Below are 23,671 nucleotides of genomic sequence, written 5' to 3' on the forward strand. Positions count from 1 at the left end.
TCAGCAATAAATCCAATACCCATATCGAGAGAGCGAATGGATTCAGCAAACCAGTGCGCCAACTGCGAAAAGACGGGGCTGCCGATCCTGCCGGTTCGGTACACCGTAGTACCGAATACCGTGGCGGCAAAGTTGCCAGCCGGCATTGGCGGGCATGGGGTGACCGACGTCAAACTTACCGAGCATCGATACGCTGTGCGCACGTTGCGTGCAGGTTGGCTGTATCTGTTCTACGTAAAGGGCGCGCGAGGCAGTAACTACTGGGAAGCATACAACGTGACGGGGGATGGGCGCTTGTGGAAGCAGTCGCTTCCGTTACCGGTCGAGCCGACGACTCATCCTGCGTGTGCAAAGAAAGCAATCGCGGTACCAATGGACATCATTGCGATCGAGAGGCCGGAAAAGTGCACTGACCGTGTGTATATCGCGTTTTCGCAACACGCGTGGCATCGCGATACGTTTGAGCTGTACAAGAAGGATGCAGCACTTCGTCAGCGGCGCATGCAATGGATCGAGCCGTCGAAATGGATCTCCGCCAGTCAAGATGCACAAGGGCACGCTGTTGTTGCAACCCGACAAAGTATCGATGATGTCATCGAATACATGCCGGGTCTCGATCCCAAACTGTTGCAGCCGCCTGAGCAGACGCTTAGCGACGAAACCGGCAAATACAAGCCGGCAGTAATGCGCCAGGAGACGACCTGTTACCCGTTGCATATTCGCCAGGCTTCGCCGGCGTCGGCCAGTGACGCGTTGATCAGGGTGATGAACGATGTCGGCCAGATCGGCAAGGGCAAGCATCATTCACCGATGCTATTGGCATTGTGGGACGGTATCGGGAATGTTCATGAATTGAACGGCTTCCGTAACGACGCTGGAAGCTGGTTGATGACCTACACGCGTGAGCGCGTGATACAGGTCGATGCGCTTGAGTCCATTACGGCTGCGGAAGGCATGGTACGCAACGGCGCAGTTGAGTCGAAGAGCCGTTCGCGGTCGGCGTGGACAGCGGGCTGGGAAGCGATCAAGAATAATCCGTATGCTGCGGACGGGGTTCCTGACGCTCTGGTTGTATCTCCGGAACAGCAGGCGATGTCTGACAAAAAAATTGCTGCGGCCGGAGTGATCACGCCGGCCGAGGCAAAGCAGATAGGCGATGCCGCTTGGCCGAAGTATTACCGCAAACTTGATCCGCAGAAGCTGGATGTGTTTCGGCCGTGGTACGAGTCGGTGCAGAAGGCATCGCATCAGTTGCAGGCCAATCGAACGTCGGACGTTGGCGCTTGGTTGAAAGCGTCGACGTTTCTGGTCACGCTGCACGATTATCACGAAAACGACTTCCAGGATGGCGTGGCCTTTGCCGCAGTCATCGACGCCGCGTTGTGGGGATTGCCGTCGGAGGATAAGGGCGCCAAGTTGATTGAGGATCTGGTCAACAACATGGACCCGACGCAACCATCGAGTCTGGTCTGGCGGGCCTTTGCGTACAACCAGCAGGATCAGAAGGAGGAAATCAAAGCGCTGCTGGCGAAGGCGACCGAATACAAGGCACAGCCAGCAAGTGTCGGCGATCAGGTCAGCCATTGGGCCGATTTCGTGTCCTCGTATCTTCTCAAGAATGCGAAGTCCTTCTTGAAGTTTTGCGACAAGATGACGGATGTGCTCAAGCGCGGAGCAACGGCGGCGTCCGGTTCGGAGCTGGTTGTGAAAGGTATTCATGGCGATCAGCTCGCCGTGACGATGGGCAATGGCCTGTTCAAATGGAGTAAAAGCGCGGCGTTGGTCGATTGCGTTGGTATGTACCTGATTCGCGGTACGTTGATGATACGCGGCGGAATTGCGCACGCGGACACGGTCAAGCTCATCAAAGCCGCGATGGCAGCCGAGCCAGCGATGCGTCTGGGTTTGCAGATGGGCTATCGCGCGCTGCGGCAGCAGGGTGTACCACCACCTCAGGCATATTTGCGTTCGCTGCAGGCAGTAGGGTCGGACAAGCAGGTCAAGAATTTGACGGACATGTGGGAGCAGGTTAGCCGGACGGAGAAGGGGGCATCGACGCAGTTGAATGCCCGGTTGGCTAGTACGCTGGTGGTAATCGAAATGCTGAATTTCGGATGCTTGCTTGCCAAGGCGGATAAAAGCGGCGATGACTATGCGTTGCTGGTTGCGTCCGGGGTATCGGTGGTGGGAGCGATTTTTACGGTTTCGGAGAAGGCGCTCAAGGCATTCTCGAGTGAGGCAGCGCAGACACTGCGCAATCTGAAGGCGATTACGAGTTTCTTGGGGGGAGTTTCGGCGCTGATTCAAGGTGTTGTGGATTTTCACAAGGGCTTTGATAAAGCTAAATCTAATAACTACCGTATCGCCGTCCTTTATTTCGTCAAGTCGGCGCTTGGTATTGGTACGGGTGTGTCGTATCTTCTTACCGCTCTGACATCGTCGGCTCCACTGCTTGCTCGCCTGGCCGGTGGTGGGAGCCGCATTGTGATTCTGGCAAGGGGCGGTGCTGCGGGCATTGCAGGTGCGACTGCCAGATTGGGATCGTTCTCGACACCCGAGGTTGCGGAGGCTGGGGGGTGGCGCGCTCGACAGGCGGCGGCAAAAGTGGCGGGCAGAGCTGCAGTCGGTGTAGCAGCGGAGGAGGTGGGTATTACGATTGGTTCGCGAGGGGCATTGTTGCTCCTCGGCCGGAGTGTTTTGATCCTGACTGGCTGGGAGGTTGCTTTAGCAGTAGTCGCTATCCAGTTTTTGATTTGGTATTTCTCAGATGATGATTTGCAGACATGGCTGGAAAAGTGCGTGTTCGGGCGGAAAACGGCGAGTCCATCTTGGGATGCAGGAAAGCAGAGCGATGAATATGAAAAGGCATTGAAGGCAATGGGGCTTTCGACTGACGGAACGAATTGATGATGGCAGACACGGCAAAATCCTCCCCTACCCAATTATTACGAGGGTATATCCAGAATCTCCGTAGCACGAGGCAGTCTCAGGAGTTTTTGTTTACGGATGCGGATCGGATAGCGATGGGGGCAACAGCTATTGTGGCGAGTTTGGCAGGTCTCGGTGGCGTGGCTGTCGGGCTAGCTGCGTCTGCGGATGATACGGCCGAAGAGGCTGATCTGCTTGAATTCGAGCTGGATGGGAAAAGCATTCGCGCGTGGGTATGGGTATCCGTGTTCAAAGAAGGAGATGAAGTCGAAATTGTCGCAGAACAATTGGGTCAGGTATGGCATGCATTTGGCATCAGACGTGTCAGCGATCGAATTGTGGCGCTACATCCGCATTGCAGTCGTGGCCGATATGCGCACTATAAGGCCACGGCGCGATGGTGGATTTTGATATATTCGCTATTGATGTTGGTCATGGTTCTTTTGGGGGTGGTCATGTCCTTCTTTGATCCCGTTGACAACTGGCTGGGGATTTTTTATATGTACGCGGGTGGAGGGGGTATAGTCGCCGCTATTTTTGGTGTGATTGCGTTCAATATATCCAGGAAATTTATGGGGTTTGTTCGTCTCGCAGAAGGAATCTTTGCCGGTTTTGGTTGGAAGAATGTGAAGAGTATCGATCTGCCCGCGATCACGAAAAAGAGCAAGCAGCCCGGAGAGCCTGGTGCATTAGGTATCTTGTATTTTCGCTACTAATAGTAGTGCGCTCACTCGAAGGTTGATGCCCTATTCATGATGAATCTCATCCGCGTCGGCGATGACACCGACCACGGCGGCAAGGTGATTACCGGCTCGTCGACGATGCGTTTCGACGGCCGTTTCGTTGCTCGCAAGGGTGACGAAGTGTCCTGCCCCCAACACCCAGACGTCAAACCGAATTTGATCGAAGAGGGCGACGAATCGATGACAGACAACGGTGTTCCGATCGCCCGGCACGGTCACCGAGCGACCTGCGGCTGTCACCTGATTTCGAGCCTTACCTGACCTGCATGAATTAGGGCGCGACTTGATCGTCCAGGTCGGGGCAGGAAATCAGGCGAGCATGATTGTGCCTGGCCGCGGCGTGCAACGTCGAATTTCCCGGCCTGTGTTGGCCGACATCACGACAAGTTGGACAAAGCTCGTCACTGGAGCATGCACGGCGAAGAAGTGATCCATCACGATGATGAATGTGCTCAGGCTGGCGGTGGCAAACGCTTGTTCATCGACCGTCAACGTCACTTCGAGACCTCGCACGAAACTCGGCATCGGTTCTCCCGGCAGCCAGAGCTGCTTGACGCGATGGCTCAGGTCCGTCAGTCCGTCGAGCAGGTTTGCGTGTCCCGCGGAATGAGCAGCGAATTGGCGGAACAGGCGTTTTAGTTCCACGAGCCCGGTGCGGGTCAATTCGATCGAGTGCGGGGCGAACTGCGTGATGAGCCGCCAAGCCGAATCGCCTTCGCGCGACAATCGCGAGACTTCCGTAGGTGCGTCCAGCATCACGATGCGCGAAACCATCGTTCCCTGCTCGTTCACCAGATCACCGTCCTCTGCACCGGCCCGCATCGCGCGAGGGAGATTGCCATTCGAGCAGGAGACATCTGCCGTTATCTGTTCGATCCCGGTGTCGGTTGCCGGTCGGCCGTCGAGTTCGACTAGGCTGAGCGCGGTTTCCTTCTTCCCCGATGGCGAGGCAGCGTTGCGTTGCATGAGAACCCAATAGGGACCGGCAGGTTTGGTGGAGCTGCCGTGCATGAGCGACGTAAACGGATGAATGATATTCGCTCTGGACTCGCGTGTTGTGGTACGGACCTCGTCGACGGACCAGATTTCGACGCCGGCGGCATCCGTATTCTGGGATTGCACGGGGTACGCGTCCGTGATCGGATTTCGCTTGAGTGGTAGCGACGTAAGCCGGAACAGGTTGACGATCGGCGTGCAAAAGAGTTTCAGATGGTCGGCCGACAGATCTTTTAGTCGCTGTGCCGTCCACGAATCCGGATGAACGTCACAAACGGCGAGATGCAATGTGAGTTTTGGGCTGCAACCCACCGCATGCGCGAGCGTGGCGAGGTCGACGTCAATGAAATCGAATTTCTTCGGGAGCGCAAAATATTCGCTCAGTAGCCGCAGGGCCGGCGGCCCATCGTCTTCGTCGATCAGTTTCTCAGCACCATCGTAGCCTACGGCTGTGATTGGCGGTTTGGTCAGAGGTGACCAGCGACGTTCGATGTTCTCGACGAAGGCCGCTGTCGTGCGCATCGTTATCGTGTCCATTGCCGCACCGACGACTTCGCGGGCGCCGTTGACATGAATGCGCAACGGGCTGGGGACGGCTTCGATGCGAAAGTCGGGTCGGGCAACCTCGAAGGTGATGGAGAGCAGGCCGGTCGTACTGCGAGGCAGCACCACGTCGGAGGGGACAGCCGTAGCCGATGCGTAGCGTGCGGTCGAAATGCGCACGGGCGCTATCGTTACGTCATATACGGTGCGGAAACGGCAGTCTTCTACCTTGCTTGCGAGTTCCGTGTCGCGGGCAATGACCGATGGCTCGGTTAGCTTGTCGAACATGTCCGAGACATCGAACTGGGCGATTGCGCATGCCGGGACCGCACGAAGATACTGGGGATACAGCATGCCGAGGAGCGCTTCGGCGAATTCTGGATAGTTGTCGTCGAGCCGATTGCCTATATCCGCGGCGAGGAGGGCGAACGACTGCAACATCCGTTCGATATGGGGATCTTCGGAATGGTCGCCGGAAATCCCGAGGCGAACGGCAATTTTGGGATAGCGTGTCGCGAAGGTTCCAATCGATCGGCGCAGTAGCGCAAGTTCTCGTTCGTAGTGCGGAAGCAGTTGATCCATTGCGTGAAGTGATGAACCGGCAAGGCGGCGAACCTATATATTCGCCGTCTGGGTCGGTTGCGCTGAATGGTGTCGGGCACGCTAACGTCTGACGTTGCTATGATAACCGCTTGACGGAAAAAGTCCGTCGATCGACTCGGAGACATGCCAATTCCATGATCGGCGAGCCCGAAACGGCTTTCTCAATTTCGTACTGCCAGTACGTATCTTTGTCGCACATGTCTGTTCAAGATAACGAATCGCATCCGGTGCTGGGCCGCAGTCGCGCTTTGCGCGACGCAGTCGAAAAGCATGGACTGGTTTGCCTGGATTCGACCTATCGCGGATTGAAGGCGAAGCACCGCTTCGCCTGTGACCATGGCCACGTAACCCGCATCAGCCCGCGCAACTTGACCCGTCAGCGGGAAATTGGTTGCCGAGAATGCGCGCAGATAGCTGCCACGGCTCGCATGCACCATCTCGCAGAAAAGGCCGGTTCGATCTGCCTGAGCGCAAAGTGGCGAGGCACGGCTGCTCGGTATCGCTTCCGGTGCAATGCCGGACACATGTGGTTGTGCCTCGGTCTCTCCCTATTGCGTGGGGCCGGCTGTACAACATGCGCTGCTCTGGACGGGAGAAAGAAGGGGCTTCCGCTGCTCGACGGCCTGAAGCGTCTCCGGGATGTTGCGGCTCAATATGGGGGCGTTTGCTTGTCGAAGCACTTCCAAGGGGTGCAGGCGACCTACAAGTTTCGCTGTGCCGAAGGGCATATGTGGCAGACGCGCGGTGCGGCTGTTCTTTATCATCGTGCATGGTGTGCGCAATGCGCCCGCGAAAGAAAACATCTGTTATCGGACGGCCTAGCGCGATTGCAGGAGCTAGCGGCACAACGCGGCGGGCGTTGTCTCTCGGAGCGTTTCGAAGGTACCGCGGCCAAGCACCGGTTTGAGTGCGCGAACGGCCATAAATGGGAGGCACTGGCCGGCGCACTGCTCTATAGCGGGAACTGGTGCCATCGCTGCGTGTACGACCGCAGCCGTTTGTCGGACGGACTCGCACGGTTGCGTGCTGCTGCTCAGGCGCGCGGCGGACGATGTCTAGCCGATCGCTACGACGGCGTATTGGCGTTATACACCTTCGAATGTGCCGAAGGCCATACTTGGCGAGCTGCTGGTGGTCGCGTGTTACGGGGAAGCTGGTGCCGACAATGCGCGGGCGTGCACGTTGGCGATGTCCTGCGACATTCTGATGGGTTGGCGATGCTTCAGGAGAAAGCGGCGGCCAACGGTGGAGAATGTCTGGATGAGCAGTATCTGGGCACGCATCGTCATCATCGGTTTCGTTGTAGTGAAGGCCACGAGTGGGCGGTGAAGGCCGGGAATATTTTGCGCGGGAGTTGGTGTGCACGCTGCGGCATCGATCGGCAGCGCTTGACGATTGACGATGCGCGGAGTGTCGCTCACGAACGTGGGGGCGTGTGCCTGTCGGACGAGTACATCAACGCGCGTAGCAAGCTGACGTGGCAATGCCATCGCGGTCATGTTTGGCAGGCAAACTTCGACAACATTAAGAACAAGAGCAAGTGGTGCCCCAACTGCGCGATTCTGCGGTCTACGAAAAGTCTGGCGAAGCGTTTGAAGTGGGACTTTGAGGGCAAGGGCTGAACACGTAGAAAGGCGCGCTGCTTACCGGTGGGCTGGCCGGTAACCCTCTATGTCCCTTCGTTTTCCGATGGCGTCAGCTGGAATAGACGTGTTGCGCCCACGCTTCCATGAGCGGGCGCCGCTGTTCTAGCAGGTCAGTTCGGTGGTACGCAGCTTCAACCTTGTTCGCAACGGTGTGCGCGAGCGCACGCTCGGCAAGATCGCGCGCGTAGCCGTGTTCGCTCGCCCAGTCCCGGAAGCTGGACCGGAAGCCATGGGCGGTTGCGAAGCGGTCAATCGTATCGCTCTCGGCTTTGACGCGGCGGAGAAGCGCAGTCAGGGTCATGTCGCTCAGGACCTTCTCACGGGGAGAAGGGAAAACGAAGGTTTCGTGCGATTGGTGTTGTTTGAGCAATTTGAGCAGCGCCAATGCCTTGTCTGATAGTGGTACGCGGTGTGGCTCCTTGGCCTTCATACGTGCGGCGGGAATATTCCAAACGCGGCCAAAGAGGTCGAATTCATCCCACGTCGCGCCGCGCACCTCGCCGCTTCGCGTGGCGGTCAAAATCAGGAACAGCAGAGCTGCGCGCGTGCTGTCGGTTGGCTTGTGATCTGCAAGATGTGCACCGACGAACTTCGGAACTTGTTGCCAGGGCATCGCAGGTTGGTGCTCCGGTTTGCTCGATTGCTTGGGTAGCAGATGATCTACGACGCTAATTGGGTTCGCGGTAATGTGACCGTGGGCCCAAGCCCATTGCATGACGGCGTGCATCCGCTGCCGAGTGCGACTGGCTGTCTCAGCCTTCGTCAGCCAGATCGGGCGCAGGACGTCTGCGCAGTCGCCGGGGCTGATCGCGTCGAGTTTGCGATTGCCGAGCTTGGGGAAGACGTAGGCTTCGAGCGTGCTGATCCATTGCGCGGCGTGCTTCTCATTCTTCCAGCCGGGCTTCAATTCTTCGTGGACTTTGCGGGCCGCATTTTCGAAAGTAAGAGCCGCGGCGGCAACGGCTGCCACTTCTCGATCTCGGTTTCGCTGGTCGATCGGATCTTCTCCGTTATCGATGAGCTTGCGCATGGCAAGCGCTTTGTCCCGGGCCCCAGCGATCGAGATTTCTGGATAGGTGCCGAGCCCGGCGTCCCGACGCTTGCGGGTTACGGGGCTGGTGAAGCGTAAGATCCATTTGCAGCCCGACTTCGTTGGGGTGAGCAGCAGTCCGGTTACTCTGCCGTCGAAGACGGGTTTGTCGGTTGGCTTGAGTGCTTTGGCTTGCTTGTCAGTTAGCATCGGTTCTGGCCCATCAGTGGGCCCATCGTGGAGTGTTGGAAGGTATTGGATGTCACAAGCGTAAATTGAACGCTTGTACGATGCAAGTATTTGATTTATTGGATAGTATTTGGATTTGTGTGGATGCCGTTGGATACTGATTTGGCGGCCTCCGTCTCCGCCAAAAGTGGTGACAAAGCCCCGCAAGTTCTCGGACTTGCGGGGCTTTTTCTTTTGCCGCTCCGATGACGGACCTGCCGCCCGGCGCCACGCTTCGTCCGGACAGCCAATCAATGCTCGACTTGAGCGGCGCTCATGCGCTAAATAGGCGTATCGCCTCGCGCGGCTCAATCCGGAGTTCCGGCACGCATGCATTCCGTACTGACCATCCTTTCGCATCGACCCGTCGACGGGCTCGTCGACAATCACGAACGCTACGCGCGGGGCCGCGGCTACCGGCACGCGATCGTCGACGGCACGCACGTATATGGCGAGCGCCAGCAGGTGCTGCACAAGTACCACGCGATCATCGCGCAGCTCGTCGCGATGGAGCAGGGCGCGTTGCTGCTCGTGCTCGATCCGTTCTCGGTGGTGTTCGGGCAGCATGCGTTGCCGGATGTCGCCGACGGTTATGACGCGATCGTCACGACGCAGACGTCGAAGTCGCCGCTGCCCGCTGCAAGCGGCATGATCTTTCGCAACGTGCCCGACGTGCGCGAGCGCTTGCGCAAGCTGGTGGTCGAGCTGGGCAAGTGGGCGATGCGCCTTCCCGAGCGGCACCATGCGTGCGAGGCGACGCTGCTTGCCGAGCACTTCCCGCCGCTGCCGTTCGATCAGCCGCTCGCGACCGGTTATTTCGCGTCGGCCCAGACCGTGTGGGGCGACGGCCTTGCGATCGACGGCGTCGTCGGCGCGCAACCGCTCGTGGCGCACCACGCGCCGGAATGGCAGCAGATCGATGGCGTATGGGCGCCGACGCCCGACTACGACTTTCGCTATGTGCTCGCGCTCGTCGACGATGCGGCGCGCGTTCAGCGAGGCGAGCAGCCGCGCGCAATGGACGACTGGCGCGCCGCGCAGCAACGAACGCGCGAGCCGGCGCGGCACCTGAACCCGCATGCAGACATCGCGTTCGTGAGTCTGCACACGTCGCACATCGCCGGTTACGGCGATCTTCACGAAGAGAACTTCATTCGCTATTGCACGCGACACGGCTATGCGTACCACGCGTATCGCGAACCGCCCGCGTTCCTGCCGGCCGGCGTCGATGCAAACTGGGCGAAGCTGCACCTGATTCGCGAACATCTGCCCGATCACGCGTTCGTGTTCTGGGTCGACGCCGACATCCTCGCGATCGACCAGCGGCAGACGGTCGACAGCGTGATCGACGGCCGCGATTTCGTGATTGGCACCGACCACACGGCCTGGGCGATCAACTCGTGCATGATCGGCGTGCGCAATGTCGCGCCGATGCGCGAACTGGTCGAGCGCATATGCGCGCGCATCGAGAGCTTCGACGATCGGTCGTCAGTCTATGCAAGCGGCGGCGACCAGCAGGCGATCTATGTCGAACTGCTGGAGGCGGGCATGATCGACGCGCGCTACATCGTCGATGCGACGTCGCTCGCGTCGTCGCCCGTCTATGCGACGCAAGACAGCCGTTTCGTCCATTTCCCCGCGCAACACAACCACTATCGCGCGGTGACGATGCGCGTGTGGGACCGGCTGAGCCATCAGCGCTGACGGAGCGGAATGCGCCGCGATTTCCGGTTTCCGGATCGCGGCGATCGTCTGTTATTGAAGTAAAAATGAAAGCGTCGATGTAAGGATTGAATCGGTTCCGTTCATCCTTCCCCGCATTCACCTCCTTGCGCTCCGAAGCATCGGCTTCAGACAAAAATGCGGCGTCGCACCGATTCACGCGAGTGACGCCGCGTCGCAATACGAAAAATTACTCATAAAAATCAGCGACGTATCTGATCATCGTAAAACAAAGCTTTGCTGCGATGCAAAAAATAATCAGTCGCCTTATGCTGGTTAACCCGATTGCGCTTGAGCGGCGTCAAACTTTGCGCTGATTCCGCTTTACATTTTGCCAACAATGGCGATCCACGAAATCTATCTGTCGATTTGATTTCGTTCCCTTCGTCACGCCTGTACCCAATGCAGTGCGCGACCTTCTCAAGGCCTGTTGACATGCATGATTTCCCCTTTCTGAGCCTGGCGATCTGGGTTCCGATCCTGTTCGGCGCGTGCCTGCTGCGCGCCGGTTCCGACCGGCATCTGCGGCGCACGAGGCTGATCGCGCTCGTCGGCGCGTTCGCGGGGCTCGCCGCCGTCGCGCCGCTCGTCGCCGGCTTCGATTCGCACTCGGCCGCGATGCAGTTCGCCGAAACCCGCAACTGGCTGGCGGCGTTCAACGCCGGCTGGCGCGTCGGGATCGACGGCGCGTCGCTGTGGCTCGTCGTGCTGACCGCTTTCACGACGCTCGTCGTCGTGATCGCGTCGTGGGAGTCGGTGACGGTGCGCGTCGCGCAGTACTACGCGTCGTTCCTGATCCTGTCGGGGCTGATGGTCGGCGTGTTCGTCGCGCAGGACGGGCTGCTGTTCTTCATCTTCTTCGAGGCGACGCTGATTCCGCTGTATCTGCTGATCGGCACGTGGGGCAGGGAGCACCGCGTCTACGCGGCCGTGAAGTTCTTCTTCATCTCGTTCGCGGGTTCGCTGCTGCTGTTGATGGCGATGCTGTACCTGTACGCGAAGTCGCATACGTTCGACATGAGCGCATGGCGCACGCTGCAGCTCGGCTTCGCACCGCAGTTGCTGGTGTTCCTCGGTTTCTTCGCGGCATTCGCGGTCAAGGTGCCGATGTGGCCGGTGCATACGTGGCTGCGCGACGTCTACACGGACGGCCCGACGGGCGCGGCGCTGATGCTCGCGATGCTCAAGCTCGGCGGCTACGGCTTCCTGCGCTTCGCGCTGCCGATCACACCGGACGCGAGCCACTTCTTCGCGCCGGCCGTGATCGCGCTGTCGCTGTTCGCGATCGTCTACGCGAGCCTGATCGCGCTCGCGCAGACCGATCTCGGCAAGCTGCTCGCATATTCGACGGTCGCGCACATGGGGATCGTCACGCTCGGGCTGTTCCTGTTCAACCAGATCGGCGTCGAAGGCGCGATCGTGCAGCTCGTGTCGTACGGCTTCGTCGCGGGCGCGATGCTGCTGTGCGTGAGCGTGCTGGTCGATCGCACGAAGCAGCGCGAGATCGCCGCGTACGGCGGCGTGGCGGGTGTCATGCCGCGCTTCGCGACGTTCGCGCTGCTGTTCGCGATGGCCAACGTCGGCCTGCCGGGCACGTCGGGCTTCGTCGGCGAGTTCATGGTCATCATGGGCGCGATCCGCGTCAACTTCTGGATCGGCGCGATCGCGGCGCTCACGCTGATCCTCAGCGCGTCGTACACGCTGTGGATGGTCAAGCGCGTCGTGTTCGGCAAGGTCGCGAGCGCGCACATCGCGAAGCTCGCCGATCTCAGCCGTCGCGAGATCGTGATGTTCGCGTCGCTCGCGCTGATCGTGCTGATGGTCGGCGTCGATCCGAAGCCGTTCACCGACGCGATCGACCCGACCGTCGCGCGGCTGATCGACGACGCCAGCCATTCGAAGCTGCCGGCCGGAGACGGCGGCGCGCCCGCGCAGGCATACATGGCAGCGGCGCACGGCTGATGGCGTGACGTCGCGTACAACGGCCGCATCGCACGACGACGCGGTCGTTGCTCGCACATTCATCCGGTCGGGCGCGGGCGGCGTCCGGCCGGCTCGTGCCCGCCTTCCGGATGCGTGAAATTGCCCCGCGACAATCTGTCTCACAGCAGATTTTGCAATGATGATTTGCCGCATCCACCGGTTTTTCGTCGCACCCGCGCGACGTATGATTCGGCCACTTTCGTGGATCGAATGCGCATCGGGCATACGCAACGGATTCAATGACCCTCGGGCTGTGTGATGAAAAGAAAAGCTTCAAGAGGCTGGACGGCGCTGATATCGATCGGCGCGGCGTTGAGCCTGTCAGGCTGTAATTTAGATGTACTAAATCCGAAAGGAAGCGTCGGCGCCGCGGAAAAGGCGCTGATCGCGACGTCGACCTGGGCGATGCTGATCGTCGTCGTGCCGGTGATCCTGCTCACGCTGTGGTTCGCGTGGCGTTATCGCGCATCGAACCGCAACGCCGCGTACGCGCCGAACTGGTCGCACTCGTCCGCGATCGAAGTCGTGATCTGGACGGTGCCGACGCTGATCATCCTGTTTCTCGGCGTGCTCACGTGGAAAACCACGCACGAGCTCGATCCGTACAAGCCGCTCGAGTCGTCGGTGAAGCCGATCGACGTCGAGGTCGTCGCGCTCGACTGGAAGTGGCTGTTCATCTATCCGGAACTCGGCATCGCGTCGGTGAACCAGCTCGCGATTCCGGTCGGCACACCGATGAACTTCCGCATTACGTCGGATTCGGTGATGAACTCGTTCTTCATTCCGCAGCTCGGCGGCCAAGTGTACGCGATGGCCGGCATGCAGACGCGCCTGCACCTGATCGCCGACGAAGCCGGCGACTACGCGGGCACGTCCGCCAACTTCAGCGGCCGCGGCTTCTCCGACATGAAGTTCCGCACGCTCGCCGAGCCGCGCGAGCAGTTCGACGCCTGGGTGCAGAAGGTGAAGGCGTCGCCCGACCGGCTCGACGCGACCGTGTACGGCACCGTCGCGCAGCCCAGCGAGAAGGCGCCCGTGCGCTACTTCTCGTCGGTCGATCCGCGGCTCTTCCACAACATCATCGCGAAATACAACGATGGCCACGTCCTCGACCTGAAGGACGCCGCCTGCGGCACGAAGGGGTAACGCATGTTCGGCAAACTCACACTATCGGCGATCCCGTTCGACCAGCCCATCATCATGGGGGCGGGCGCCTTCATGGGGCTGGTCGTGCTGGGCATCCTCGCCGCGCTGACGATCACCGGCCGCTGGAAGTGGCTGTGGACGGAATGGCTGACGACGGTCGACCACAAGAAACTCGGCGTGATGTACATCATCGTCGCGCTGATCATGCTGCTGCGCGGCTTCGCCGACGCGATCATGATGCGCATGCAGCTCGCGCTCGCGTACAACGCGCCCGGCTACCTGCCGCCGCACCACTATGACCAGATCTTCACGGCGCACGGCGTGATCATGATCTTCTTCATGGCGATGGTGTTCATGGTCGGCCTGATGAACCTCGTCGTGCCGCTGCAGATCGGCGCGCGCGATGTCGCGTTTCCGTTCATCAACTCGCTGTCGTTCTGGATGACCGCGGTCAGCGCGATCCTGATCAACGTGTCGCTCGTGATCGGCGAGTTCGCGCAGACGGGCTGGCTCGCGTATCCGCCGCTGTCGGAGCTGCAGTTCAGTCCCGGGGTAGGGGTCGACTACTACCTGTGGGCGCTGCAGATCTCGGGTGTCGGCACGCTGCTGACCGGCGTGAACTTCTTCGTGACGATCATCAAGATGCGCGCGCCGGGCATGACGCTGATGAAGATGCCGGTGTTCACGTGGACGGCCCTCTGCACGAACGTGCTGATCATGGCGTCGTTCCCGATACTGACCGCGACGCTCGCGCTGCTCGGCCTCGACCGTTATCTCGGCATGCACTTCTTCACGAACGAAGCCGGCGGCAACGCGATGCTGTACCTGAACCTGATCTGGGCGTGGGGCCATCCGGAGGTGTACATCCTGATTCTGCCGGCGTTCGGCATCTTCTCGGAAGTCATCGCGACGTTCTCGAAGAAGCCGCTGTTCGGCTACAAGACGATGGTGTACGCGACCTGCGCGATCATGGTGCTGTCGTTCCTCGTGTGGCTGCATCACTTCTTTACGATGGGTTCCGGTGCGAACGTCAACGCGTTCTTCGGGATCATGACGATGATCATCGCGATCCCGACCGGCGTGAAGGTGTTCAACTGGCTGTTTACGATGTACCGCGGCCGGATCGAATTCACGACGCCTGTGCTGTGGACGATCGGCTTCATGGTCACGTTCACGCTCGGCGGCATGACCGGCGTGATGATGGCGATCCCGGGCGCCGACTTCGTGCTGCACAACAGCCTGTTCCTGATCGCGCACTTCCACAACGTGATCATCGGCGGCGTGCTGTTCGGGTATCTCGCTGGCTTCAACTACTGGTTCCCGAAGGCGTTCGGCTTCAAGCTGAACGAGAAGCTCGGCAAGGCCGCGTTCTGGTTCTGGCAGGTCGGCTTCTACGTCGCGTTCGTGCCGCTCTACGTGCTCGGCTTCATGGGCATGACGCGCCGTCTGAATCACTACGACAACCCGGCGTGGCATCCATGGCTGCTGGTCGCCGCGTTCGGCGCCGTGCTGATCGCGATCGGTATCGCATGCCAGCTGCTGCAACTGGTCGTCAGCATCCGCAACCGCAACCTGCCGGCATACCGCGACACCACGGGCGATCCGTGGGGCGGCCGCACGCTTGAATGGGCGACCTCGTCGCCGCCGGCCGAGTACAACTTCGCGGTGATCCCGCAAGTGCGCACGCTCGACGCGTACGCCGACATGAAGGCGCGCGGCGACGGCCGGCCGAACCCGGCGACGATCCGCGACATCCACATGCCGTCGAATACGTGTGCGGGTCTCGTGGTCGCGATCTTCAGCCTGGTGCTGGGCTTCGCGCTCGTGTGGCACATCTGGTGGATGGCCATCGGCGGCCTGGTCGGCATCGTCGCGACGCTCGTGGTCTACAGCTCGCGCGACAACGACGGCTACTACATCCCGGCGTCGAAGGTGCGCAGGATCGAAGAGAAGCAACCGGCGGCACGCGTGGCCACGCATGTCGACGACGTGGAACTGGAGGCCAACTGATGTTGCAGAAAACCTTGAGCGCAACCCTGCTCGAGCACGACGACCATCCGCCGTCGCACTCGGTGTTCGGCTTCTGGCTGTACCTGATGACCGACTGCGTGATCTTCGCGGCGCTGTTCGCGACGTTCGCGGTGCTCGGCAACCAGTACGCGGGCGGTCCGACCGCGAAGGACCTGTTCGACATTCCGGGCGTCGCGGTCGAGACGGCCGCGCTGCTGCTGTCGAGCATCACCTACGGTTTCGCGATGCTGGCCGCGTACAAGCAGCGGCGCGGCGCGCTGCTCGCGTGGCTCGCGGTGACGTTCGTGCTCGGCGCGGCGTTCCTCGCGATGGAACTGCGCGAGTTCTCGCACCTGATCGCGGAAGGCGCGGGCCCGCAGCGCAGCGCGTTCCTGTCGGCGTTCTTCACGCTGGTCGGGACGCACGGGCTGCACGTGACGGCCGGCCTGGTGTGGATGATCGTGCTCGCGGGGCAGATCGTATCGCGCGGCGGCGACCTGACCGATCGCGACCTGCGGCGCCTGACGTGCCTGAGCCTCTTCTGGCACTTCCTCGACATCGTGTGGATCTGCGTGTTTTCCTTTGTCTATCTCGCGAGCGTGATCTAAATGGCTCATTCGCATTCGTCTCAACTCGAAGAAGGGCACGGCAGCGTCGGCGGCTATGTCGCCGGCTTCATCCTGTCGGTGCTGCTCACCGCCGCGTCGTTCGGCCTCGTGATGGGCGGCGTGCTGTCGCCGCACGCATCGCTGATCGCGCTGGCCGTACTCGCATTCGTGCAGATCGTCGTGCACCTCGTGTACTTCCTGCACATGAACGGTTCCTCCGGCCAGCGCTGGAACGTGATGGCGTTCAGCTACACCGTGCTGACCGCGGCGATCCTGATCGTCGGCACGCTGTGGGTGATGCACAACGTCAGCATGAACATGATGTCGCGCTGAACGTCATCGTGGCGCAGCGGACGATCTCCATGCGCTTCGTGCAAAAAAAGGCGGCACGCAAGTGCCGCCTTTTTCTCATTTTTCGCGGCACGATGCCGCATGACGTCAGCGTAGGCGGCGCGCGGGGCCGGGCGGGCGACGCACGGATGAAACATGTTTCATCCGCGTTCGCCCGATGCCGGATGAAGCTATTTTCATCTAACGCCGGATGGCGATCGGGGCGTCTACGATACTCGCGCGCGCATCGGATGCGCGCGTCGTGACATCCATTGCGAGGACAGGCATGCGAGTACTGACGGTCGAAGACGATGCGGTGACCGCGAACGAGATCGTTGACGAACTGACCGCGCGCGGATGTCGGGAAAAATGTCGGTCGGCGTGCGCAGTGCCGCGAGCGGCCCGGCGATCAGGATCAGCAGGGCAAGGACGATGAACGTATAGGGGCGCGCGAGCGCGAGTCGGACGAGTTTCAGCATCGGCGAGGTTTCCGCCGGCGCGGGGCGCCGGCCTGTCAGCGAGATGCCGACGCGTGGCGCGAGCACGCATCGGCTCGCGCAGTGTGCGTGGCGCCGCTTAACGCCGGGCGCGGGCCAGGATGAAAGACGTTTCAGGAAGGGCGGAGCGGGCTCGCGGCCCGTGCGGCAAGGCGGGCCGGGGAGCGAGGCGTGACGGCCGGGCGCCAATTGTTACAAGACGTTAGTGCGCGGTTCCCGTTGCGACGCTGCGCATCAGTTCTTACAAACTTGAAATATGCCGGGACGGCGCTTGTCGCTATAGTCGAATCACACATGAAACAACTCGAAGAGGAATCCATGAAGACTTTGCGTGTTGCCTCGCTCATGACCGGTATGACGGCCTTGCTCGTGTCGGGCGCAGCAATGGCGGGAGTCAATGTCGGGATCAACGTCGGCGTGCCGGCTCCGGTCTACGTCGCGCCCGCGCCCGTGTATGCGCCGCCGCCTCCGCCGGTCGTCTACCAGCCGGCGCCCGTGTATGCACCGGCGCCCATCTACGCGCCGGCACCGGCGATCGTGATCGGCTGGCACGGCGATCGTTACTGGGACGGCCGCCGCTACTGGGGCCGCGACGAGTGGTATCGCCATCATGGCCGCGGCTGGGATCGCGATCGCGGTCACGGCCATTGGGATAACGGCCGCCACAACGGCTGGCGTTGATCGACATGCGACGCACGCGTGTCGCGTGCGCGCATGAGACGAAGACCGCCCGCGTGGCGGTTTTCTTTTGCCTGCACGGGCCGCGCGCGGCGCTCGCGATGCGCCGGCGCCACGCACCAAAAGCCGCAGGCTGGCTCGACGTCGAATTGAATGGGTAGAATCGACCCACGTTCCATCCCTCAATCGACCGATAGGGCCTCTATGACGAAGGGTTCGCCCCGGGCCGCCGCCGCGCGCACCCGCTTCGGCGCCGCGCGTGCAGTACGTGCCGCCGGCCGCACGGCGGCAGCATGGGCAATACAGGCGGTACTCGCCGCGACGGCCGCGCACGCGGCCCATGCGATCGCGCAGTATGGCGAGCCGAAATATCCGCCGGGCTTCAAGCATTTCGACTACGTGAACCCGGACGCGCCGAAGGGCGGCACGCTCGTGCTCGCGAACCCGAACCGGCTGACATCGTTCGACAAGTTCAATCCGTTCACGATGCGCGGCAACCCTGCGCCGGGCATCGACATGCTGTTCGAGAGCCTTGCGACCGGCAGCATGGACGAGCCGTCCTCCGCCTACGGGCTGCTCGCCGACGACATCGCGATCGCACCGGACCGCCGTTCGGTCACGTTCCACCTGAACCCGCGCGCGCGCTTCTCGAACGGCGATCCGGTCACGGCCGAGGACGTCAGGTTCTCGTTCGACACGCTGAAGAGCAAGCTGGCCGCACCGCAGTTCGGCGCGTATTTCGCCGAAATCGCGAAGGCCGTGGTGATCGATCCTGCGACGGTGCGCTTCGAATTCCGCAGCGCGAACCGCGAGCTGCCGCTGATCGCCGGCGGCGTGCCGGTGTTCTCGCGCAAGTGGGGGCTGCGCGCGGACGGTTCGCGGATTCCGTTCGACCAGCTTGCGTTCGAGCAGCCGATCGGCAGCGGCCCGTACCTGATCGAGCGCTACGACAACGGCCGCACCATTACGTACCGGCGCAATCCCGCGTACTGGGGCGCCGATCTGCCGGTGCGGATCGGCACCGACAACTTCGAGCGGATCGTCTACAAGCTGTACGGCGACGGCGTCGCGCGGCTCGAGGCGTTCAAGGCTGGCGAGTACGACGTGCTGGTCGAATACATCGCGCGCAACTGGACGCGCCGCGACGTCGGCAAGCGCTTCGACAGTGGCGAGCTCGTCAAGCGCGAATTCCGCCAGCACAACGGCGCGGGCATGCAGGGCTTCTTCATGAACCTGCGCCGGCCGCAGTTTCGCGACGTGCGCGTGCGCCAGGCGCTCGATCTCGCATTCGACTTCGAATGGCTGAACCGCCAGCTGTTCTATAGCGCGTACACGCGCCTCGACAGCTATTTCGCCGATACCGACCTGCAGGCGACCGGCACGCCGGGCCCGGGTGAGCTGAAACTGCTGGAGCCGTTGCGCGCGCAGCTCGACCCGGCCGTGTTCGGGCCGATGGTCACGCAGCCGAACACGAACCCGCCGGGCTCGCTGCGCGCGAATCTGCTGAAGGCGCGTGCGCTGCTCGCGCAGGCCGGCTGGACCTACCGCGACGGCGCGTTGCGCAACGCGCAGGGCGAGCCGTTCACGTTCGAGATCCTCGACGATTCGGGCGCGGCGATGGAAGGCGTCGTGACCGCCTATCAGCGCAACCTCGCGAAGCTCGGCATCGACGCGCGCTTTCGCACGGCCGATTACGCGCTGCTGCAGAAGCGGCTCGACGCATTCGACTACGACATGACGACGGTCCGTCTGCCGGGCGTACAGGTGCCGGGCGCCGAGCAGTTCTCGCGCTACGCCAGCAAGTTCGCCGACGAGCCGGGCTCCGACAACATCATCGGCCTGAAGTCGCCGGCCGTCGACACGCTGCTGCATGCGCTCGGCGCCGCACAGACGCGTGACGACCTGCTTGACGCGACGCATGCGCTCGATCGCGTGCTGATGCACGGCTATTACGCGGTCCCGCAGTGGTACAGCACCACGCACCGGATCGCATACAAGCGCACGCTCGGCTATCCGCAGACGTTGCCGCTGTACTATTCGGCCGAGGGCTGGGTCGTGTCGACCTGGTGGGCCAAGCCCGATCACTGAAGCCTGCCGGCCCTTCGTTCAACCCAGCCTATCGATCGCGAGTCGACGCCCTATGTGGAGCTACATCCTCAAACGCCTGCTGCTGATGATCCCGACGCTCGTCGGCGTGCTCACGCTCACGTTCGCGGTGATCCAGTTCGTGCCGGGTGGCCCGGTCGAACAGGCCGTGCAGGAACTGCGCAAGGGCGCGACGGAGCAGGGCGCGGTGCCGTTCGGGATGCGTGCGCATACCGGCGTCGACGCGCAGCAGCTCGCGCAGCTCAAGGCGCTGTACGGCTTCGACAAGCCGCCGCTCGAGCGTTACTGGCTGATGCTGAAGCGCTTCGCGCGCTTCGATCTCGGCGACAGCTACTTCCGCCACCAGAGCGTGTGGTCGCTGATCGTGCAGAAGCTGCCGGTGTCGATCAGCATTGGGTTGTGGACGTTCTTCGTCACCTATCTGATCTCCGTGCCGCTCGGCATCGCGAAGGCCGTGCGCAACGGCTCGCCGTTCGATGTCGCGACGAGCCTCGTCGTGCTGGTCGGCTACGCGATTCCGGGCTTCGTGCTCGGCGTGCTGCTGCTCGTGCTGTTCGGTGGCGGCTCGTTCTGGCAGTTGTTCCCGCTGCGCGGGCTCACGTCGGACAACTTCGCCCAGCTGTCGCTCGCCGGCAAGGTGCTCGACTATCTGTGGCACATCGCGCTGCCGATCACCGCGTCGGTCGTCGGCAGTTTCGCGGTCATCACGATGCTCACGAAGAACGCGTTCCTCGACGAAATCCGCAAGCAGTACGTGCTGACCGCGCGCGCGAAAGGGCTCGCCGAGCGCACCGTGTTGTGGAAGCACGTGTTCCGCAACGCGATGCTGCCGCTGATCGTCGGGTTTCCGGCCGCGTTCATCGGCGCGTTCTTCACGGGCAGCCTGCTGATCGAGACGCTGTTCTCGCTCGACGGCCTCGGGCTGCTGTCGTACGAGTCGGTCGTGCGGCGCGACTATCCGGTCGTGCTCGGCACGCTGTACCTGTTCACGCTGATCGGACTCGCGACCAAGCTGATCTCCGACCTCTGCTACGTGTGGGTCGACCCGCGCATTCAATTCGACAATCTGGAGCGCTGACATGAAACCGTCCGCCAGCACGCCGCTCGCCGGCGCGCCCGTCCGCCTGCCCGCGCTCGCCGGGCGAGGTGCGCGATGAACCGGGCCGTCGTGTCGTCCCGCATCGACGCGGCGCGCGCGCGCGTGTCGCCGTCGCCCGCGCGCCGTGTCTGGCAGCGCTTTCGCCAGCAGCGTCTCGGCTACTGGAGCTTCGTGATCTTCGTCGTCGCGTTCGCCGCGAGCCTCGCGGCGCCGTTATGGTCGAACGACAAGCCGCTCGTCGTGCACTACGACGGCCAGACCTATTTCCCGATGTTCCATGCGTATCCGGAGACGACCTTCGGCGGCGACTTCCCGACGCCGGCCGACTATCTCGATCCGTACGTCCGCAAGCGGCTCGAGGCGCCGGGCAACTTCGTCGTCTATCCGCCGAACCGCTACTACTACGACACGCTGAATTACTTTTCGACCGTGCCGAACCCGGCGCCGCCGTCGCGCGCGAACTGGCTCGGCACCGACGCGCAGGGGCGCGACCTGCTCGCGCGGCTCGTGTACGGGTTCCGCGTGTCGGTCGAGTTCGGGCTGATCCTGACCGCGATCGGCACGCTGCTCGGGATCGCCGCGGGCGCGGTGCAGGGCTTCTTCGGCGGGCGCATCGACATCGTCGGGCAACGGCTGATCGAGATCTGGAGTTCGCTGCCCGAGCTGTACCTGCTGATCATCTTCGCGTCGATCTTCGAGCCGAGCTTCCTGCTGCTGATCGTGCTGCTGTCGCTGTTCGGCTGGATCGGCCTGGCCGACTACGTGCGCGCCGAATTCCTGCGCAACCGCACGCAGGACTACGTGCGCGCGGCCCGGGCGATGGGCCTCACGAACTGGCAGATCATCTGGCGCCACGTGCTGCCGAACAGCATGACACCCGTGATCACGTTTCTGCCGTTCCGGATGAGCGGTGCGATCCTCGCGCTCACGAGCCTCGACTTCCTCGGGCTCGGCGTGCCGCCGCCGACGCCGAGCCTCGGCGAGCTGCTCGCGCAGGGCAAGGGCAATCTCGACGCGTGGTGGATTTCGTTGTCGACGTTCGGCGTGCTGGTCGCGACGCTGCTGTTGCTGACCTTCATGGGCGACGCGCTGCGCAATGCGCTCGACACGCGGATCGCCGACTCGGTGCGCGCGGCGGGAGGCCAGCGATGAGCGACACGGTCGTATCGAACGCGGGCGAACCGCTGCTGTCGCTCGAGCATCTGCACGTGCGCTTCGGCGACACAGTGGCCGTCGACGACGTGACGCTCGCGATCGGTCGCGGCGAGCGCGTCGCGCTCGTCGGCGAGTCGGGGTCGGGCAAGAGCGTGACCGCGCTGTCGATCCTGCGGCTGCTGCGCGACGCCGACGTGAGCGGCACGATCCGCTTCGCCGGGCACGACCTCGCCGGCAAGAGCGAGCGCGAGATGCGCGGGCTGCGCGGCTCGGACATCGCGATGATCTTCCAGGAGCCGATGACGGCGCTCAATCCGCTGTACACGATCGGCGCGCAGATCGGCGAGACGATCGTGCTGCACGACGGCGTGGCGGCGGGGGAGGCGCGCAAGCGCGCGATCGCGCTGCTCGCGCGCACCGGCATCGCGGAGCCGGAGAAGCGGGTCGACAGTTACCCGCATCAGTTGTCGGGCGGCCAGCGGCAGCGCGCGATGATCGCGATGGCGCTTGCGTGCCGGCCGCGCCTCTTGCTCGCGGACGAGCCGACCACCGCGCTCGACGTGACGATCCGCGCGCAGATCGTCGATCTGCTGCTCGAGCTGCAGCGCGAGGAGGCGGAAAAGCGCGGGATGGCGATCCTGCTGATCACGCATGACCTGAATCTCGTGCGGCACTTCGCCGAGCGGGTCGCGGTGATGGAGCGCGGCAAGCTGGTCGAAAGCGGGCCGGTCGAGCGGATCTTCGCGGAGCCGGAGCATCCGTATACCCGGCGGCTGCTGAACAGCCGGCCGCAGCGCACGGTCGCGCCGGTGCTGCCGATCGCGCCCGTCGTGCTCGATGCGCGCCACGTCAGCGTGCAGTTCGCGCGCAAGCGGCCGGGCTTCGCGGGCTGGTTCGGCACGATGCCCGTGACGGCGGTCGCGGATGTGTCCGTGTCGGTGCGGCAGGGCGAGACGCTCGGGATCGTCGGCGAATCCGGCTCCGGGAAGTCGACGCTCGCGATGGCGCTGCTCGGGCTGCAACGGACGGTGCACGGCGAGATCGAATTCCAGGGGCGCGCGCTGTCGACCTATCGCGGTCGCGAACAGACCGCGCTGCGCTCGAACATGCAGGTCGTCTTTCAGGATCCATTCAGCTCGCTGTCGCCGCGTCACACGATCGAGCGGATCGTCGGCGAGGGGCTCGAACTGCATCGCCCGGAACTGACGCCGGACGCGCGTCGCGCGAAGTCGCTGGCCGTGCTGCGCGAAGTCGGCCTCGACCGCACGGTGCTGCATCGCTATCCGCACGAATTCTCGGGCGGGCAGCGCCAGCGGATCGCGATCGCGCGCGCGCTCGTGCTGGAGCCGCGCATCCTCATCCTCGACGAGCCGACTTCCGCGCTCGACGTGTCGATCCAGCAGCAGGTGCTGAAACTGCTCGCGAATTTGCAACAGAAATACAACCTCGGCTATGTATTCATCAGCCACGATCTGGAGGTGATCGGCGCGATGGCGCACCGGGTCGCGGTGATGCAGGGCGGGGCGATCGTCGAGTCCGGCGACGTGGCCGATATCTTCACGAAACCGTCACATCCTTACACACAAAAGCTGTTGAAAGCGGTCTGGAAAGCGTGATAAG

General features: G+C 62.4%; 17 protein-coding genes and 1 pseudogene. 16 read left to right on the top strand and 2 right to left on the bottom strand.

What is annotated here, in order from left to right; translation table 11 throughout:
* Window positions 1–36 precede the first annotated feature (36 nt).
* The 3 genes from HWX25_RS27730 to HWX25_RS27740 are packed head-to-tail and all read left to right on the top strand — an operon-like array spanning window position 37 to window position 3,932.
* The gene (locus tag HWX25_RS27730) at window positions 37–2,907 is read left to right on the top strand and encodes a T6SS effector BTH_I2691 family protein (RefSeq protein ID WP_175911636.1); all 2,871 of its coding nucleotides are present in this window, start codon (window positions 37–39) and stop codon (window positions 2,905–2,907) included.
* Window positions 2,907–3,644 carry a putative type VI secretion system effector gene (locus tag HWX25_RS27735; RefSeq protein WP_175911637.1) on the top strand — a complete coding sequence of 246 codons (738 nt, stop codon included), beginning with the start codon at window positions 2,907–2,909 and terminating at the stop codon, window positions 3,642–3,644. The genes HWX25_RS27730 and HWX25_RS27735 overlap by 1 nt, the downstream gene beginning before the upstream one ends.
* A 36-nt stretch (window positions 3,645–3,680) precedes the next feature.
* On the top strand, window positions 3,681–3,932 hold the full coding sequence (locus tag HWX25_RS27740) for a PAAR domain-containing protein (protein ID WP_059824485.1): 252 nt from the start codon (window positions 3,681–3,683) through the stop codon (window positions 3,930–3,932).
* A gap of 48 nt (window positions 3,933–3,980) precedes the next feature.
* Here the strand turns inward: HWX25_RS27740 and tssF are convergent, their stop codons facing one another.
* Window positions 3,981–5,792, bottom strand: coding sequence for a type VI secretion system baseplate subunit TssF (gene tssF, locus HWX25_RS27745; RefSeq protein WP_175911638.1), 1,812 nt, complete (start codon window positions 5,790–5,792; stop codon window positions 3,981–3,983).
* Between the two features lie 155 nt (window positions 5,793–5,947).
* On the opposite strand from tssF, the gene HWX25_RS27750 reads away from it, so the two are divergent.
* Window positions 5,948–7,435, top strand: coding sequence for a hypothetical protein (locus tag HWX25_RS27750; protein ID WP_175911639.1), 1,488 nt, complete (start codon window positions 5,948–5,950; stop codon window positions 7,433–7,435).
* Between the two features lie 73 nt (window positions 7,436–7,508).
* Here the strand turns inward: HWX25_RS27750 and HWX25_RS27755 are convergent, their stop codons facing one another.
* Window positions 7,509–8,699, bottom strand: coding sequence for a tyrosine-type recombinase/integrase (locus HWX25_RS27755; RefSeq protein WP_175911641.1), 1,191 nt, complete (start codon window positions 8,697–8,699; stop codon window positions 7,509–7,511).
* A 348-nt stretch (window positions 8,700–9,047) separates the two neighbouring features.
* Between HWX25_RS27755 and HWX25_RS27760 the strand changes: the two genes are divergently transcribed.
* From HWX25_RS27760 to HWX25_RS27815, 12 genes and pseudogenes are all read left to right on the top strand, one after another.
* Window positions 9,048–10,421, top strand: a complete 1,374-nt coding sequence (locus HWX25_RS27760) for a hypothetical protein (RefSeq protein WP_175911643.1) — start codon at window positions 9,048–9,050, stop codon at window positions 10,419–10,421.
* Window positions 10,422–10,874: 453 nt separating this feature from the next.
* A complete protein-coding gene (locus HWX25_RS27765; RefSeq protein WP_175911645.1) occupies window positions 10,875–12,401 on the top strand; it encodes an NADH-quinone oxidoreductase subunit M in 1,527 nt (508 codons plus the stop codon).
* Between the two features lie 279 nt (window positions 12,402–12,680).
* Window positions 12,681–13,568 (top strand): ubiquinol oxidase subunit II, encoded by an 888-nt coding sequence (gene cyoA / locus HWX25_RS27770; protein WP_175911647.1) that lies wholly within the window; start codon window positions 12,681–12,683, stop codon window positions 13,566–13,568.
* 3 nt (window positions 13,569–13,571) lie between these two features.
* Entirely contained in the window at window positions 13,572–15,578 is a 2,007-nt protein-coding gene (cyoB, locus tag HWX25_RS27775; RefSeq protein WP_059702205.1) for a cytochrome o ubiquinol oxidase subunit I, read from the top strand.
* A complete protein-coding gene (gene cyoC, locus HWX25_RS27780) occupies window positions 15,578–16,186 on the top strand; it encodes a cytochrome o ubiquinol oxidase subunit III (RefSeq protein WP_059690920.1) in 609 nt (202 codons plus the stop codon). Before cyoB ends, cyoC begins: the two co-directional genes overlap by 1 nt.
* Window positions 16,187–16,519, top strand: coding sequence for a cytochrome o ubiquinol oxidase subunit IV (cyoD, locus tag HWX25_RS27785; RefSeq protein ID WP_011352504.1), 333 nt, complete (start codon window positions 16,187–16,189; stop codon window positions 16,517–16,519). It abuts the gene before it with no gap.
* A 283-nt stretch (window positions 16,520–16,802) separates the two neighbouring features.
* A pseudogene (locus HWX25_RS33920) lies at window positions 16,803–16,874 on the top strand (DNA-binding response regulator); the annotation flags it as partial.
* A gap of 457 nt (window positions 16,875–17,331) precedes the next feature.
* Window positions 17,332–17,694, top strand: coding sequence for a hypothetical protein (locus tag HWX25_RS27795; RefSeq protein ID WP_059817931.1), 363 nt, complete (start codon window positions 17,332–17,334; stop codon window positions 17,692–17,694).
* A 201-nt stretch (window positions 17,695–17,895) separates the two neighbouring features.
* A complete protein-coding gene (locus HWX25_RS27800; RefSeq protein WP_059817779.1) occupies window positions 17,896–19,779 on the top strand; it encodes an extracellular solute-binding protein in 1,884 nt (627 codons plus the stop codon).
* A gap of 52 nt (window positions 19,780–19,831) precedes the next feature.
* Window positions 19,832–20,875 (top strand): ABC transporter permease subunit, encoded by a 1,044-nt coding sequence (locus HWX25_RS27805; RefSeq protein WP_175911651.1) that lies wholly within the window; start codon window positions 19,832–19,834, stop codon window positions 20,873–20,875.
* Window positions 20,876–20,950: 75 nt separating this feature from the next.
* Entirely contained in the window at window positions 20,951–22,048 is a 1,098-nt protein-coding gene (locus HWX25_RS27810) for an ABC transporter permease (protein ID WP_059535750.1), read from the top strand.
* Window positions 22,045–23,667: a dipeptide ABC transporter ATP-binding protein gene (locus HWX25_RS27815; protein ID WP_059817775.1), complete on the top strand. Its 1,623-nt coding sequence runs from the start codon at window positions 22,045–22,047 to the stop codon at window positions 23,665–23,667. The genes HWX25_RS27810 and HWX25_RS27815 overlap by 4 nt, the downstream gene beginning before the upstream one ends.
* Window positions 23,668–23,671: the final 4 nt, after the last annotated feature.

The sequence above is a fragment of the Burkholderia sp. BCC1640 genome, from assembly GCF_902833125.1.
Lineage (GTDB): Bacteria > Pseudomonadota > Gammaproteobacteria > Burkholderiales > Burkholderiaceae > Burkholderia > Burkholderia diffusa.

Coding starts and splice junctions, on each gene's coding strand:
- HWX25_RS27730 (WP_175911636.1), top strand. CDS start 37: ATGGATTCAGCAAACCAGTGCGCCAACTGCGAAAAGACGGGGCTGCCG.
- HWX25_RS27735 (WP_175911637.1), top strand. CDS start 2,907: ATGATGGCAGACACGGCAAAATCCTCCCCTACCCAATTATTACGAGGG.
- HWX25_RS27740 (WP_059824485.1), top strand. CDS start 3,681: ATGATGAATCTCATCCGCGTCGGCGATGACACCGACCACGGCGGCAAG.
- tssF (WP_175911638.1), bottom strand. CDS start 5,792: ATGGATCAACTGCTTCCGCACTACGAACGAGAACTTGCGCTACTGCGC.
- HWX25_RS27750 (WP_175911639.1), top strand. CDS start 5,948: ATGATCGGCGAGCCCGAAACGGCTTTCTCAATTTCGTACTGCCAGTAC.
- HWX25_RS27755 (WP_175911641.1), bottom strand. CDS start 8,699: ATGCTAACTGACAAGCAAGCCAAAGCACTCAAGCCAACCGACAAACCC.
- HWX25_RS27760 (WP_175911643.1), top strand. CDS start 9,048: ATGCATTCCGTACTGACCATCCTTTCGCATCGACCCGTCGACGGGCTC.
- HWX25_RS27765 (WP_175911645.1), top strand. CDS start 10,875: ATGCATGATTTCCCCTTTCTGAGCCTGGCGATCTGGGTTCCGATCCTG.
- cyoA (WP_175911647.1), top strand. CDS start 12,681: ATGAAAAGAAAAGCTTCAAGAGGCTGGACGGCGCTGATATCGATCGGC.
- cyoB (WP_059702205.1), top strand. CDS start 13,572: ATGTTCGGCAAACTCACACTATCGGCGATCCCGTTCGACCAGCCCATC.
- cyoC (WP_059690920.1), top strand. CDS start 15,578: ATGTTGCAGAAAACCTTGAGCGCAACCCTGCTCGAGCACGACGACCAT.
- cyoD (WP_011352504.1), top strand. CDS start 16,187: ATGGCTCATTCGCATTCGTCTCAACTCGAAGAAGGGCACGGCAGCGTC.
- HWX25_RS27795 (WP_059817931.1), top strand. CDS start 17,332: ATGAAGACTTTGCGTGTTGCCTCGCTCATGACCGGTATGACGGCCTTG.
- HWX25_RS27800 (WP_059817779.1), top strand. CDS start 17,896: ATGACGAAGGGTTCGCCCCGGGCCGCCGCCGCGCGCACCCGCTTCGGC.
- HWX25_RS27805 (WP_175911651.1), top strand. CDS start 19,832: ATGTGGAGCTACATCCTCAAACGCCTGCTGCTGATGATCCCGACGCTC.
- HWX25_RS27810 (WP_059535750.1), top strand. CDS start 20,951: ATGAACCGGGCCGTCGTGTCGTCCCGCATCGACGCGGCGCGCGCGCGC.
- HWX25_RS27815 (WP_059817775.1), top strand. CDS start 22,045: ATGAGCGACACGGTCGTATCGAACGCGGGCGAACCGCTGCTGTCGCTC.